This window comes from Rubritalea profundi (assembly GCF_002954445.1).
Lineage (GTDB): Bacteria > Verrucomicrobiota > Verrucomicrobiia > Verrucomicrobiales > Akkermansiaceae > Rubritalea > Rubritalea profundi.
This window is the reverse complement of sequence record NZ_MQWA01000001.1, coordinates 920,586-934,098: the sequence shown is the minus strand read 5'-3', so window position 1 is coordinate 934,098 and position 13,513 is coordinate 920,586. Positions and strand designations below refer to the sequence as shown.

11 protein-coding genes are annotated in these 13,513 nt (G+C 51.0%); 8 read left to right on the top strand and 3 right to left on the bottom strand.

Translation table 11 applies throughout. The features are described 5' to 3' along the window. The first annotated feature begins 11 nt into the window (after window positions 1–11). From BSZ32_RS04055 to BSZ32_RS04020, 8 genes are all read left to right on the top strand, one after another. Complete coding sequence (locus tag BSZ32_RS04055; protein ID WP_105042242.1) at window positions 12–356, top strand: hypothetical protein; 345 nt, start codon at window positions 12–14, stop codon at window positions 354–356. A 10-nt stretch (window positions 357–366) separates the two neighbouring features. Beyond that, complete coding sequence (locus BSZ32_RS04050; RefSeq protein ID WP_105042241.1) at window positions 367–1,011, top strand: MotA/TolQ/ExbB proton channel family protein; 645 nt, start codon at window positions 367–369, stop codon at window positions 1,009–1,011. Window positions 1,012–1,017: 6 nt separating this feature from the next. Continuing rightward, the gene (locus BSZ32_RS04045; protein WP_105042240.1) at window positions 1,018–1,434 is read left to right on the top strand and encodes an ExbD/TolR family protein; all 417 of its coding nucleotides are present in this window, start codon (window positions 1,018–1,020) and stop codon (window positions 1,432–1,434) included. Between the two features lie 2 nt (window positions 1,435–1,436). Continuing rightward, on the top strand, window positions 1,437–1,853 hold the full coding sequence (locus BSZ32_RS04040; protein WP_105042239.1) for an ExbD/TolR family protein: 417 nt from the start codon (window positions 1,437–1,439) through the stop codon (window positions 1,851–1,853). 48 nt (window positions 1,854–1,901) lie between these two features. Continuing rightward, window positions 1,902–2,366: a hypothetical protein gene (locus BSZ32_RS04035; RefSeq protein WP_105042238.1), complete on the top strand. Its 465-nt coding sequence runs from the start codon at window positions 1,902–1,904 to the stop codon at window positions 2,364–2,366. A gap of 57 nt (window positions 2,367–2,423) precedes the next feature. Then, window positions 2,424–4,037 (top strand): DUF4159 domain-containing protein, encoded by a 1,614-nt coding sequence (locus BSZ32_RS04030; protein WP_105042237.1) that lies wholly within the window; start codon window positions 2,424–2,426, stop codon window positions 4,035–4,037. Beyond that, a complete protein-coding gene (locus BSZ32_RS04025) occupies window positions 4,034–5,194 on the top strand; it encodes a hypothetical protein (protein ID WP_105042236.1) in 1,161 nt (386 codons plus the stop codon). The genes BSZ32_RS04030 and BSZ32_RS04025 overlap by 4 nt, the downstream gene beginning before the upstream one ends. A gap of 110 nt (window positions 5,195–5,304) precedes the next feature. Continuing rightward, window positions 5,305–9,279: a DUF6288 domain-containing protein gene (locus BSZ32_RS04020; RefSeq protein WP_105042235.1), complete on the top strand. Its 3,975-nt coding sequence runs from the start codon at window positions 5,305–5,307 to the stop codon at window positions 9,277–9,279. Between the two features lie 717 nt (window positions 9,280–9,996). Here BSZ32_RS04020 and BSZ32_RS04015 read toward each other — a convergent pair. The 3 genes from BSZ32_RS04015 to BSZ32_RS04005 are packed head-to-tail and all read right to left on the bottom strand — an operon-like array spanning window position 9,997 to window position 12,652. Further along, complete coding sequence (locus BSZ32_RS04015) at window positions 9,997–11,019, bottom strand: type III polyketide synthase (RefSeq protein ID WP_105042234.1); 1,023 nt, start codon at window positions 11,017–11,019, stop codon at window positions 9,997–9,999. After that, the gene (locus tag BSZ32_RS04010; RefSeq protein ID WP_105042233.1) at window positions 11,016–12,032 is read right to left on the bottom strand and encodes an NAD(P)/FAD-dependent oxidoreductase; all 1,017 of its coding nucleotides are present in this window, start codon (window positions 12,030–12,032) and stop codon (window positions 11,016–11,018) included. The genes BSZ32_RS04015 and BSZ32_RS04010 overlap by 4 nt, the downstream gene beginning before the upstream one ends. Continuing rightward, window positions 12,029–12,652: a class I SAM-dependent methyltransferase gene (locus BSZ32_RS04005; protein WP_105042232.1), complete on the bottom strand. Its 624-nt coding sequence runs from the start codon at window positions 12,650–12,652 to the stop codon at window positions 12,029–12,031. Before BSZ32_RS04005 ends, BSZ32_RS04010 begins: the two co-directional genes overlap by 4 nt. Window positions 12,653–13,513: the final 861 nt, after the last annotated feature.

The following is a 13,513-nucleotide window of genomic DNA, read 5'->3' as shown; positions in this document are numbered from 1 at the left end:
TCATTCATCCCATGAACCAACTCGAAAAACAACTATTCCGCGATAACGTAGGTGATGCCGAACCCCGGCTTCAGTTACGCACCAAAACGCGGGTCGACACCGGTCGCTGGTGGCGGAAAACTCCGCTCTGGCTCTGTGTCATGGACGACGAACTCGTACTTCTTTCCGTCAGTCGCCGCCGCTATATCGAGCGCTTGCCACTTTCTGCTAGCCAACAAACACATTATAATCATTCTACCGGCGAACTCGTTATTGAACCAGCCGAGTCACTGCAGTGTAACCGCTGCGCACTCTCCCCACGCGACGCTCTCCGCGTCCTTAATTTTCTCAAATCCAAAAAAACAACTAAACACTAATTACTAAATAATGTTAGAAAAAATCTTAACAGGCGGACCTATCATGGTCCCATTGGTTATTTGCAGCCTGATAAGCCTAGCTGTCGTCTATGACCGCTGGACGGCTTTCCGCGTGAACCGCAAGACTGACACCAGAGCACTTCGCTCCAAGGTACTCACTCACTTGCGCAATAACGATATACAGGGTGCCGTCACCGAGTGTGAATCATCCAACGGCCCGATTGCTTCGGTCCTACTCGCTGGTCTTCGTTCCTATTCCCACCTTCATGGGAAAGAGGAAAGCTCAGAGACTATGCGTCTCGTTGTCGGCCAAGTAATGGAAGACTACAGCGCACAAGCTATGAGTGTGGTGAACAAACGTCTCGACGTCCTCACCACCATCGGTACAGCAGCCCCTCTTCTGGGAATGACTGGTACCGTCACCGGTATGATAGCCTCCTTCGCCGGCCTCGCAGATGCTGGAAGCGTCGGCGGTAGCGGCGGCGCCGTAGCTGACGGAATCGCTGAAGCCATGGTAACCACCGCCGTCGGACTAATCGTCGCCCTGTTGGCCGTTATTCCACAGAGTGTGTTCAACCGCTGGAGTGACGAAATCGAACTCGAAATCGAAGAAGGCACTAGCGAAGTGGTCGAGTTTATCCTCACCCACCACTAATCACTCATGTCGAGAAAACGCTACAGCAAGGAGAAAAAGCACCGCTCAGGAGAAATCCCGACCGGCTCATTCTCTGATATCGCATTCCTGCTCATCATCTACTTCCTTGTGGCTACCACACTGGTGAAGGTGAAAACGATCGCCGCTGACCTGCCGTCGGGAGAGAAATCAAGCCAGACCCAGTCGGACAAAACGCCGATCGTCAACCTGCGCGGATCCGAGATCTTTTTTAACGATAAAAAGGTGAGCGTCGATTTACTCAACGAGCGCCTCGCAGAATTGAATTTAGGTGAGAAGATCCCCTCAAAACGCGTAATCATGCTGGAGTCCACCAAAGGAACCCCTTACGAAAACTACTTTCAGGTCCTCGCCGGCATCAGTGCGAACCAGGGAGTTGTAGCCATCGTCGAGGACGATAAATAACCATGAAGAAACGACTCCAAAGTAAGAAACGTCGACCTGTCCCCGTGCCCATTGCTAGCATGGGCGACATCGCATTCCTGCTGATCATTTTCTTTATGGTCTGCAGCGAGGCGTCGAAGGATAAAGAAATGGATGTCGTATTGCCGATCTCCGAATACGTCAAAAAGATAGAGCTCACCGTCGTGGCTCGAGTCGCAGTCGACAAAAATGGCGACATCTATTTCGACGGCGTCAACGTCGATAGCGCGAAAGACGTCGAGTGGGGCATCAGGGCACTTCTCACGGAGACCATTTCTGACGATCAACGTCACGTCCAGTTCAAGTGCGATAGCGCACTGCCCAAAGAAACATTCGAACCGGTCATCAAGGCGATTGCCGCAGGTGGCGGCATCATTGAAGCCGTCGGTGAAATACAGTAAGAAACGAACAATTATTCAGTAAACAAAATCAACTTAAAAACTAACAACATGTCAGATACACTGAAAGAAGAAACAACACCTGATCAGCTGATGAAGCACTTCCAGGGCAGTAGCCTAAAGTCGATCATCATCTTTACCTTGATCATACACGCCGTCCTATTGGCCGGAACGAGCTTTCCCTACCTCTATAAAATGGTCGTCGGGGAGAATGCTTCCGAGATGAGCGAAAAAGAGAGAACCGAGACAGCAATGCGTAAAGCCACTGCTGTCCTGCGTGAGATAGCTGAAGAACACGGGCTGAAACCCCAAGACCTCAGTAGTAAACTCGCCGGTGGCACACCCAAGGCGCCCAAGGCGCCTAAGACTAATAATGCCAGCACCAAGGCCTCTCAAGACGACTCGGGCACCGATTCCGAGACCCCGAAGTCTTCCATCGAGAAGGAACTCGAGACAAAGGCCGTCGGACCAACTACGCCTAAACCTGAAGACGACGAAGAAGACCTTTTTAACTAAGCTTCTCTGACACAGCCAGCCCCGCTAGTCACGCGCCCCGAGTAAAATATTCTGAGAATGAACAAAAAGAACCAGAGCAAGATCCCCGAAGAGTGGATCGATGAGATTCCAACCCGAGCGTCCGCCTCTAAAGCGCGTATCGTCAGCGTGGCTGCGTTCATGCTGCTCGGACTTGGGGCGGCGGCGTGGGCTTGGGGCCCTCCGGTTTTAGCTAGTTTTCTGTCACAAAACCCGTCAGTCTCTGTTCTTTGGGAAAATAACGGCACCACCAAATCACTAGAGTTTTGTTTCTTGCTCTTTGCCATCATGGCCGGAGCATGTTCCCTGGCTGGTTTGTCGAGTCTCATGCGCAACCGGGTGACTTACCATTTTCTGCGCGCCTCAATGTGGACCGTCTACTTGGCGGTCGCCTGCTACGTTTACTTCACCTGGCAGGGGGTTTTCTCTATCAAAGCTGAAGGCTTAGAAATGGGTGGTGTCAAACAAGATGGTGCCACCATCTTTAAATTCTGGTGGAAAGCATGCTGGCCGGCTCTCGCTGTCGGCCTCTACGCCGGCTGGCTACACGCCATGATGCGCAGCCGTTCGGTTTATGCGGCATTCACCCGCGTTGCTGGCAACCCCATGGTCGGTGACCGCGTGCTCGAGGACATTCGCACCCACGGCCGCGACCCACGTCACCGCCGCAGCCTCTACGCCAGTGGCATGACTCACCTGATCATCCTTGTCCTTATCCCCTATCTCCTCAGCCTCGGCGGATGTGTCGAAGCCTACCGCGTGCCCAAAGGAAGCGGCAACCCGGTTGTCGCCATGGTCAAGATGGTGAAACCGAAAAAGAAAAAGAAAAAAACTCTCAGCCTGCGGCCTAACTCCGCGATCATTTTCGACCAGCCAGACCTCGACAGCACCGAAGTCGATGAACAACTGGAAGAAAAAACCCAGGTCACCTACTCAGCAACAAACAGCAAAGCTGGTAAAATGGGCAAAGGTGGCGGCAAAGATGGCGGTTGGCCCGAGGGTATGGATAAATACAAGATCCGCTTTATCCGTCTCGAACACGGTGGAGCCGGATGGGACGACGGTATGAACCAAACTGGAGCCGACATCAATTTCCTCCGCGCTTTCTCACAGGCTACCGGATTTAAGAAAATTGCCCGCAAAGGTGAGAGCCACTCGATCTCGCTACTCAAGAAATACCCGAAGGACGGATTTCCTCCCTTCGTTTATCTGACCGGCAACGACCGCATGGGGCGCGTCAGCTCGGCGGATATCAAAATCCTGCGAGAGTACTGCATCAACGGCGGGATGCTCATCGCCGATGCCGGTCATCGCAATTTCCACCACTCATTTATCCAATTAATGCGTCAAGTGTTCCCCGATAAAGCCCTGATCGATATCCCGGATGATGACATGCTTTACCAGCTTCCTAACGGATTCCCCGAAGGTGCACCCGCATTCTGGCACCACGGTGGTCGCCGTGCGCTCGGCATCAAACATGACGGACGCTGGATCGCATTCTACCACCCCGGTGATATGAATGACGCCTGGAAATCACAGAACTACACAGACGTCAGCCCCGAGATGCGCGATGCCGCGATGAACCTCGGCATCAACTTGATCTACTATTCCTTCACCCAGTGGAATGATACCATCTCAAAACTTAAAAAATGAACTCAGATTTCTTTAATCTAGCTGGATACATCAGCGTATTTCTATGGGGTGTGGTGCCCATCCTGTGGGTGATCTATGCTATTACTGGACCACGTCGTTGGCTCTGCCCGATGGCATTGATGCTGGCCATCGTTGCATTCTTTTTTGCCAGACATAACTCAACAAACTACGTCAACCTGATCCAACCTGACCGCAGCGAGGAGATCGCCGCCCAACAGGCACTGGAAGAAGCAAGCCGCCAGGCAATCAAGGATAGCCGCGGCAAGGACCTCTCAGATGTCCGCTTCGCCGAGGACTCCGCCAGTGATTCGCTCGACCGCGCAGGAATGGAGCAAGACGACCTGAAATATATGGACCAGGTCAACAAGACGGGTACCCCAGATTGGAAAAAAGGAAAGAAATCCCGCACCGCAGGCGGTGTCGATGACGGCAGTGTCGAGTCGGCAGTCGGAGGCGGAAATGCGATCAAAGCCGCCGACTCGGAATTTCTCGAGGGCATGGAAGAAGCCGTTCCCGTGGTGATGATGGAGGAGGATCTAGCAATGGCACATCGTTTGGATTCCCTAAACCTGAAAACCATTCGATTTCTTATCGCCTTGGGACTTGTCATGGTCGGTTATGATTATCTGAAACGAGCCAACATCTATGGCAAGGAATCATTTCCCCTGTCGTTGCCAAGTGCCTGGCTCAATGGCCTGACGCCGCTGCCAGTCGTAGTCGAACGGCCCAGTCCTGCCGATTTGGCCAGACTAGCCAAGCGTGGTGATTCATTTGTTTATCTTACCGATGACAAGGAATCCACCGCCAAGATCCCCGAGTCATTTCGCCGCGTGTCACTGTGCCGGGAAAAGGTCGATGTCCTGCGGGCCGAGAGTGAGCTTGGAACCATCGATAACGATTTCATCTTCGAAACCATTTGGTTTGGACGTAGCTCATTTGTTGTCGATTCCGCTGCCCGATCCGAGCAGTTGATCGAACGATTTTTGGAACTCCTCACCAAACGCAAGGAAACTCGCGCCAAGGTAAAACAAAGCGTACACGTCGTCTGGGATCTCAAAACTCCGATGCCGGAAGTCCAAAAACAAAATTTTGCCATCCTGGCCAAAGCCACTGGGTTTTCGCTCATCCTCAATTCCCAAGGCAACACCGCTGATTAGAATTCAACATTCTAACAGATTAAAGTGTTCAGAGCCTAGTCTGATGACTTAATCCACTATCCGAGTCCAGCGAATTCACCCATACTAGATATCTTTCCAGCATTCACATCATGAAAACCATTCCATTTCTAACTCCGGCCCTCATCTTGGGTCTTTTGACCTTTCCTCTTTCTGCGGAAGAGCGCACCCACACGCCGGAGCAAATTGAAGCTCTGGAAAAGGGCGGTGACCTCGGCGAGGAGGCCGAACGCGCTGGCAATCTGCCCGACCTCACCAAAGGCGACCCTATGCCTACCGGCAGCAAGCTGGGACCACCACCAACCTGGAGCCTAGGGCCAACAGGCATCGTGGGCCAGATGATTGATTATAGATTCAAAGGTGACCAGATCCAGGTGGTTGCAACCTTGAAAGGTTCACCCGCTGATGGGAAATTCCAGAGAGGCGATGTCATCACTGGAATGAATGGCAAGAAGTTCGTCTCCGGCGGCCACATCGGCCAACTCATCGGCAAGGCAATCGTTGAAGCCGAGCGAGAGAAAAATGCCGGCAAAATCACCTTCCAGGTCTGGCGCGATAAAAACTACATCAAGCGCAGCGGCAAAAAGGATGTCTCAGGCGTAGACATCGACAAACTCTTCGACAAGGCACGCAATGACAATACCCTCTACGAGTGGAAACCTGAAGAAGCCCGCAGCAAAGAGGCAAAAGGATTTAGTGAATTCCCAGTCATCCCCAGCACATTGGAAGTCGCCCTAAGCCTGCGCGTATTCCCCGACTACAGCGACACCGCTCCCTACGACTGCCCGAAGACTGCTCAGATCCTCGAGGAAGCTTGGAAAGTATTGGAAAAAAGATTTGTGGTCGACCCCAAACAACCGCGTAGCGGCAGAGGCGGTATAATAGAAGCAATAGCCCTAGTATCCTCAGGAAAACCCGAGCACCGCAAGATCGTGCACGACTGGGTACGTAGTAAAGATGCTAGACAATGGCACCCGCCTACAGTCCCAGCTGGTGCAATGTTTGAGCCCGGCTACAGAGGTGGCAAGGGCTACCAGAGCTGGCATCACGGATTCACCGGACTCAACTGCGCACTCTACTATGAAGCCACTGGCGACAAGTTTGTTCTTCCTGCCTTACGCAAGTTCGCCATCGATGCTGCGCTAGGACAGAGCGCCGGCGGAAGTTGGGGACACACCTTCGCCTACCCATCCTTCAATGGTGGTGAATTTCACCGCATGAACCCCGGCTACGGTGCGCTAAACGCCGCGGGTAACCGTTGCTTCTTCCTCATCACCCTCGCCAAAAAACTCGGCATCGAACACCCAGAGATCGACCAAGCTATCGAGCGCGCCCACAAATTCTTCGGCTCCTACGTCGACCAAGGTGCCATCCCTTATGGTGATTTTGGCGCTGCAGCCACTGATGACAGTAATGGCAAGAACACCGGTATCGCCTTCGCCATGAAACTCCTCGGAGATAAATACGGCGCCAAATACTTCTTCATGATGTCCAGCCACTGTGCCTTCACCCGCCGCGGTGGCCACGGTCACGACTACCACGGAAACTGGTCGTCATGGGCCGCCGGAATGTGTGGACCTAAAGTCCGCGCCTACAATGAGCGCAACCTCCGCTGGCGCCGTACGCTCTGCCGGATGTTTGACGGCAGCTTTGTCTACCACTCACCAACGATCGAACACAAAACCCTCCGCGACCCCACTGCCACTGAGATCCTCCACCAGGCGGTTTACCTCAAGCAGACCCTCATCACTGGTAAGAACCCTGACGAGGACCTCTACCCGACCGAGCGGGAAATGAAGCAACTCATGACTAGCGCGCGGCCGCAATTTAACGACCCGTGGCTCAAGCAAATTGATGGCACACCATGGCAGGAACGCAGCACCGATGAACTCATCGACCTGCTCGATATCTTCAAACCAAAGGTCCGAGGCATTTTCGCCAGGGAACTTGGCAAGCGCTTTCAAGCCGGCGAAAAGGAAATCGTCCCTCGCGTCGTCGCATTACTGAAGAGCGAGGAATCGCGCTTCCGCGATGGAGCCCTACGCACCCTCGGAGCCTGTGGCAACGATGCTGTACTGCAAAATCTCTCCAAACTCACCCCGCTTCTTAGCGATCCAAAGGACTTCGTTCAGATCACCGCAGTGAAAGTCATTTCCAAAGCTACCGATGCCGAGGACACACAGCTCGCAATACTGGGAGCAACAATCGAAGATCCGGTCGCCTTATCACCAAATAGCATAAGAAATGCATCCCAATACGCACTATTCGGTAAAAACAACGTCCTCTCCAACACTCCTTTCGAAGCAGGTTTTGACGAAGACCTCGTGCACGAGGCTCTGGAGAGTCTCATCCTTTTAGACCCAGCCCATAAGACATTCACGGGCTCACGTCTCAAAGTTTGGGGCAAGGACACCATCGTCAAGCTCGCCGGTCCACTGACCTTCGCTGCTGAAGAGGAGCAAATCGTCGACCAAATGTTCGCCAACCGAAGCGAACCAGCACAGAACCTGTTAGCTAAATTTAACTACCACGAGGCTGTTCAAGCTGCAGGTCACCGAGCACTTAAAAAAGCTGCAATCCCACGCCACATCCGCCCACACGTTGGCTTCAAGCGAAATCTGGTCGTTCCAAAGGCGGTTGAGAAACAACCCGGAGCTTTCTACGAATTTATCGAACCTCTCGGCGTCAGCCTTATTGACGATCCATTGATGACGGTCATGGTTCTCGAGGGCGAGAAGAAGGTCCTCTATGGCTTGGACAAATACTACAAACTCATCGTCGCAGCAAAAAATCCGGTCAAGCTACCGAGTATTGAGCCAGACGTACGTAAGATGTTCCAAGCCAAACTCGATGCCCTCGACGGCACCGGAGCGAAGCTAAAGCTCTGCCGCGACACCCTCAAGGACCCCGCACGCAAAATCTATTTCCGCCAGATGGCAGCGATGACTTTCCTTAGCGATACCCTCGCTCAGGATGCCATGCAAGATCTGCTGCCGTACCTCGGACACGAATACTGGCGCTTGCGTCAGCACAGTCAGAAACTCGCACTGGCTCTAGTTCCTGCTGGCGGCGATGCGACGCTTACTTCACTTTTCGCAAAAACCAAAGACCCACAATCTGCAGCCGGAATTCTCGAAGTGCTAACCACTGCCAAGTCCACTGCTGGCCTCAAGCTCGCCAAGCAAGCGATGGGTCATGACAGTCCAGTTCTCCGCCAAGCCGCACTGATAGCTGCCTTCGACATCGGTGGTGACAAGCTCTTGCCAGATGTGCTTGCCCATCTCAAAAATGCCAAGACTGAGGAAGACCTACGCGGTTGCGAACAGGCCATCCTGTCCCGCCGTGACGATGCTGCCCACGTCGCAAAAGTCAGCAAGGCCCTCATCGGCATGCTTTCCAAGAGCTCCGAACTTGTTCGACCATCACTCTATTACACCCTCGGCCAACTCGGCGACGCTGGAAGTATGGCAGCACTCAAAAAGCTTGCTGCCGATGCAGAGATGAAGGAGCTTGCAAAGCTCATCTTCGCATTGTCCTACTCACCGAGCCGCGAGGCTGACCAGATCCTGCTAGAGATCGCCACATCTGGCCCGACCAGAGCTCGCCTCGTGGGTGCCCAGGCGGTTCGCCGCATGGTAGTCGGACCAAAAGGTTACGGAGATGTCTCCAACTCTGACGCCCTCAAGTTCGCCGATGCTATGCTCCGACTCAACCTCGACCTACGGATGGTCAAATACCTCGGCCACATCCACGAAGCTCGCGCCATGAAGACTCTGATGTATTGCTTGAAAAAAGGCATTCCGACCGCTGCGAACAGTTTGATCAATGTGGCAGAAGGCTTAAAGAATCCTAGCACTGCCGATGGTAAGATTGCCGCAAAATCACTCCAAGACGTGATCGAATACATTGAGGTCACTCAGCTACGCGGTGGTGTCGCTGGTAAGGATTTCCGCTATTACCCCGCATGGAAAGCCCTCCAGGCCCGCGCCGGAAAAGTGCTGCTCAAGGTACACAAACCCGAAGAAGCCCCGATCGATGGCTTTGATCCACTGGAGCTGGATGATTGATCGTCTGGACAGGGCTAAAATATATATATACAGTCTGGCTGGCAACGCTCATCGCCTAGCCCTCAAAAGGCTAAGCTCCGACCAGACGCAAATTTAACAGACAGACTAATAGAGAATAGAGTCTAGAAGGTGCCCATCCCTATTTTATAGGGAACCTTCAAATGTTTATCTTTCTATGGGAGTGTTTGCTCACTGCTAGCTCACACTATATCATCAGCCTGAACCTCTTCAATCGGCTTGTAATGATCTGTGAGTCCTCGGCGTGAGGTACATGAACGAGCGTGCCTGCAACAACACACACACTTTATACCATTTCGACAGTTAGATTGGTGGAATGGAACTGGAGATCGTTGATTGTAGCAAGGCGGGAGGAGGAAACGTAGCGGGCTACCTGACCGACGACTAAAGCAGCTAGAATCAACGATCTCCTGCACCTTCACACTTTTCAGCTCTGCTGGCTGACTAAAATACCGAATAACACCCATTCCTTCAAGATAACTGTCGAGATGGTATTAGTGGTCTCAAACTTATCCGCAAGGACTGCTGCTTTAGATTTTACGCACCCCATCCAAGAACTCCCAGAATATTGCGATTCGAGAGTTCTTGCAACCAATCGGCTTGCGTAACTTTAGAAAACTTAGCAGCTTTACTCAGTGGAATAAATGAGCTGGCAATCTCAAATACGACCATCCTTGTTCTATGTGTTCAGCTAGTAGCCTAAATTCCCCGTCTCAGTTCACAGCTATGTGCAGAAAATCCAGCTCCAAAGGAACACATCCATAGATGCTCAAGATCTGGAGCGGATTCCAAACATTTTTCTAGGGCGACAAAGACGGACGGGCTACTTAAATTTCCATATTGATCCAACACTGCACGCGCATACTCTAACGAGTCAATTGGCAAAACACGCTCCAAGGCTTCCACCACATCGCGACCACCACCATGTGTGACAAGTGCATCCGGCTCAGATGATCGCATCTTATAGAGCCTCTCTACAACTTTCGCTGCTAATTCAGGAACCGACTTATCTAGTTGATTGCGCAGTTTTCCGCCAGCATTTGTGAATCGAATTTTCTCTCTTTCCTCTGGGAAATGTAATGACTGAAAATTCTTCACCTGCCAGCCGCCAGCTCTACCAGACCAAACAACAGCAGAAGCACCATCACCAAAAAGACAGGTACTAATCAACACTCCGAAATCATCCTCGACAAAGAATGCTGCAGAACACACCTCTACCGCAACGGTCACGACCACCGCATCAGGATTTAACGCCACAACACCCTCTGCAGCTCGCATCAACGGCACTGCTGCACCACAACCAAGTCCCGTCATATCCTGCAGAAACACATCACTCCGTAGACCTAATATTTCAGCTAGGTAAGAACTCACTCCTGGACACAGAAAACCAGTGCACGAACACAGAAATAGAGCATCGACTTTACTAGGGTCAATTTCAGATTTAGCCAAAGCCTTCCGCACGGCATTAGCAGCCAAAGCTGGAGCTTCCCTTTCGTACGCTTGATTGAGTTCTTGCGCATCGCGACTCCATGCTAGCTCTAATGAATCGACGCAAAAATGACGCTTCTCTATCCCACTATTTCCGGACAGAACTTTCTCAAGTAACAGACGTGAACGAGAATTGAGTTCCTCCCAAAAAGGTGCACCACGCATGGCGGTTAGGCATTCAGCCTGTGTGTAGGAATGTTCGGGAAAGGCGCTGGCAACGGAGAGTAGTTTCATGGTGTGCGGAGTTGGGTGAATAAAAAAGGTATTGGAAGGAGGTCGCGTTTTGCTAGCTGCTTGAGGGACGCTCTACCGATGTTATTAAACATCAATGGATGAATACTGGAAGCTAAAGCCGTGCGTTTTCCAAACTGAGACTTCAGCTTACGGTGATACTCTTTTTGGGCCGCATCCCATGAAATATCCCCAACCGAATAAGCCAGTAATGACTCCAAGGCTAAGGCGCTGGATTCCAGTGCCATGCTCATGCCATTTCCAGTAAAGGGAGGAATCAAATACTGTGCATCACCGATGCTGAAACCATTTTGCAACTCTTGCTTGCCTAGAGCAAAGCCAGCAGTTGCGGAAAATGAGGAATCATCAGACTCTAACTCATCCAAAATGCCCGCAAGATAATCTAAACCAGCACTTCTAAGATAATTGAAAAACAACTGCCTCCCTTTCCCCTTGATCTGAGAGTTCATTTGAAAGAGACCACAAGCATTCACTCGACCACCCCCCACATCACAAAGTCCCATGTAGCCAATCTTGCCTAGATGCATCTCAAGACCTGCGAGATCGTCTTTCAAGAAATGCAACTTCAGGCCAATCCATTCTTTATGGCCAGACTTCCTCTTACCACACGCCCTCACCACGCCCTCGCCAAAATCCGACCTCACCCGTGACGGGGTCATTAGAAGTCCGCCTAACTTTTCAAAATGTTCAGCGAGCCGTTGATCTAACACATACCGGGAAATTCCTCTTGCTGGTCGTGGTAGCGCCTTATCGACTACCTTAACTCCATCCACCCACCACTTGAGTCTTTGATGTATTTTGGCATTATCTAGGCAGGTCTGGATACCTAGATTCTCCAGCACTGAATCTTCCACACCACAGATAAACTCCCCACAAACCTTATGCTGGGGATAGACTCCACTCTCATGTAACACGACAGGCACCCCATTGTTACGCAGAGCAATCCCTAAAGAAAGCCCAGCTAATCCACCGCCTATTATTTGAATCTCTTTCATCGCGCTTTACTACGAATCCCTCCAAAAATACCAACCGACTCAGACCACTCAAAAGGAGCAGCAAGAAGCTTCTGAATCTCCCCCTCACGGAAACCAGCACGGATACTTACCAACATGTCATATCGAGTCACCCTCCCAACAAAAGGATAGATCAATCGAGCCCAAAATAGCGCAAAACTACTGCGGTAAGGTTCTGCGAAGAGCAACGCTTTAGCACCGCGCACTCGCTGCCCTAAAGAAGCCAATACCTCTTTGTCTAAATGATGTAGAAACAGATTAGCCACCACCACTGTGCTGGCTCCCACTGTGTAAGCCTCGCTCAATACATCTGCCTGAAGCCATTCGACCCCATCGCCCGCCAAATCTGGTGCTCCAACCAGATCAATAGCCAAAATACGAACCTCAGGTAAAGCAGCCTTGATGGAAGAAGCTAAACATCCTTCCCCAGCTCCCAACTCAACCACACACTCCACTCCTTCGAGCTTTTTAAGCTCTCGTAAGACCCAAGCCTCTCCCCCCATCATTTTATTTATAAACCGTAAATCGGCACGACTCCGTTTCGCCTCAGGATCATCTGAGGAGAGCGTATCTAAAATCTCTGGCTGAACAATACGTTGCATCAATCTAACTTAGAATCACCCAGTCTCAAAAAAAGGCAACCGAATTCATTTTTCGATGTGACAGCCACCTCGTTACCATCTTACATTCGACCATACGCCTATTAGCATTTAGCACTCTAGCATTGTCCGCATTACTCTTCACCTCTTGTGCCTCTGCCTCTGGTTGCAATGGCTACCTCTCACATTCCGGCGATTAAAAAACACTCAAAGACGCAAGGGTTGACGTGAGTAAATGGGCGTGTGGCTTATGCTGCTCATATGATAAAACACGAGACTAGCAATCCACCACTCGACCAAAATGGCCATAAAGTCACTCGGATTTCCTGCACTCCAAATTCTGACGCATTTTGCCAACAGAATACTCTAGATGATAACGAATTTCATGAGGGAATGAGACGCTTTAATCTAGTTGCTCTGCTTTTTAAGTGTATGCCAAAGTGCCGCAGATCTGGTGCCGTTGAGCCCCCCAGATCCTCATCACCTTGCTCGTATGGCCCGTTCTGAAATCTGCTAGCATTCAGTCCATGAGCTTCTCGATACTTGATTTGCATCGTTGTATGTGATTACATGCAGTCACCACCGTTTGGATCTTTGATGTAACTAGAGCTAGTATTCTAGTGCTTTAAGATCAATCGCAAATGATTCTCGTTAGTCGGACTTCCTATTGCTTTTTTTTGCATATTAATTGCACCCTTTAATGTGCCTAATGTACCATCTATGGTTCAACGTTGTTCTTAAAATGAGAACTTAAATATACAGGTTTCTGTGTTCGGCTGATGTAAGTAGGGCTTTTCCGTGGTGATTTCACTCAGCTTTCGTCACTGTTTCGATGAATGATAAATTAAGTTATAGTCGCTGAAT

Coding starts and splice junctions, on each gene's coding strand:
- BSZ32_RS04055 (WP_105042242.1), top strand. CDS start 12: ATGAACCAACTCGAAAAACAACTATTCCGCGATAACGTAGGTGATGCC.
- BSZ32_RS04050 (WP_105042241.1), top strand. CDS start 367: ATGTTAGAAAAAATCTTAACAGGCGGACCTATCATGGTCCCATTGGTT.
- BSZ32_RS04045 (WP_105042240.1), top strand. CDS start 1,018: ATGTCGAGAAAACGCTACAGCAAGGAGAAAAAGCACCGCTCAGGAGAA.
- BSZ32_RS04040 (WP_105042239.1), top strand. CDS start 1,437: ATGAAGAAACGACTCCAAAGTAAGAAACGTCGACCTGTCCCCGTGCCC.
- BSZ32_RS04035 (WP_105042238.1), top strand. CDS start 1,902: ATGTCAGATACACTGAAAGAAGAAACAACACCTGATCAGCTGATGAAG.
- BSZ32_RS04030 (WP_105042237.1), top strand. CDS start 2,424: ATGAACAAAAAGAACCAGAGCAAGATCCCCGAAGAGTGGATCGATGAG.
- BSZ32_RS04025 (WP_105042236.1), top strand. CDS start 4,034: ATGAACTCAGATTTCTTTAATCTAGCTGGATACATCAGCGTATTTCTA.
- BSZ32_RS04020 (WP_105042235.1), top strand. CDS start 5,305: ATGAAAACCATTCCATTTCTAACTCCGGCCCTCATCTTGGGTCTTTTG.
- BSZ32_RS04015 (WP_105042234.1), bottom strand. CDS start 11,019: ATGAAACTACTCTCCGTTGCCAGCGCCTTTCCCGAACATTCCTACACA.
- BSZ32_RS04010 (WP_105042233.1), bottom strand. CDS start 12,032: ATGAAAGAGATTCAAATAATAGGCGGTGGATTAGCTGGGCTTTCTTTA.
- BSZ32_RS04005 (WP_105042232.1), bottom strand. CDS start 12,652: ATGCAACGTATTGTTCAGCCAGAGATTTTAGATACGCTCTCCTCAGAT.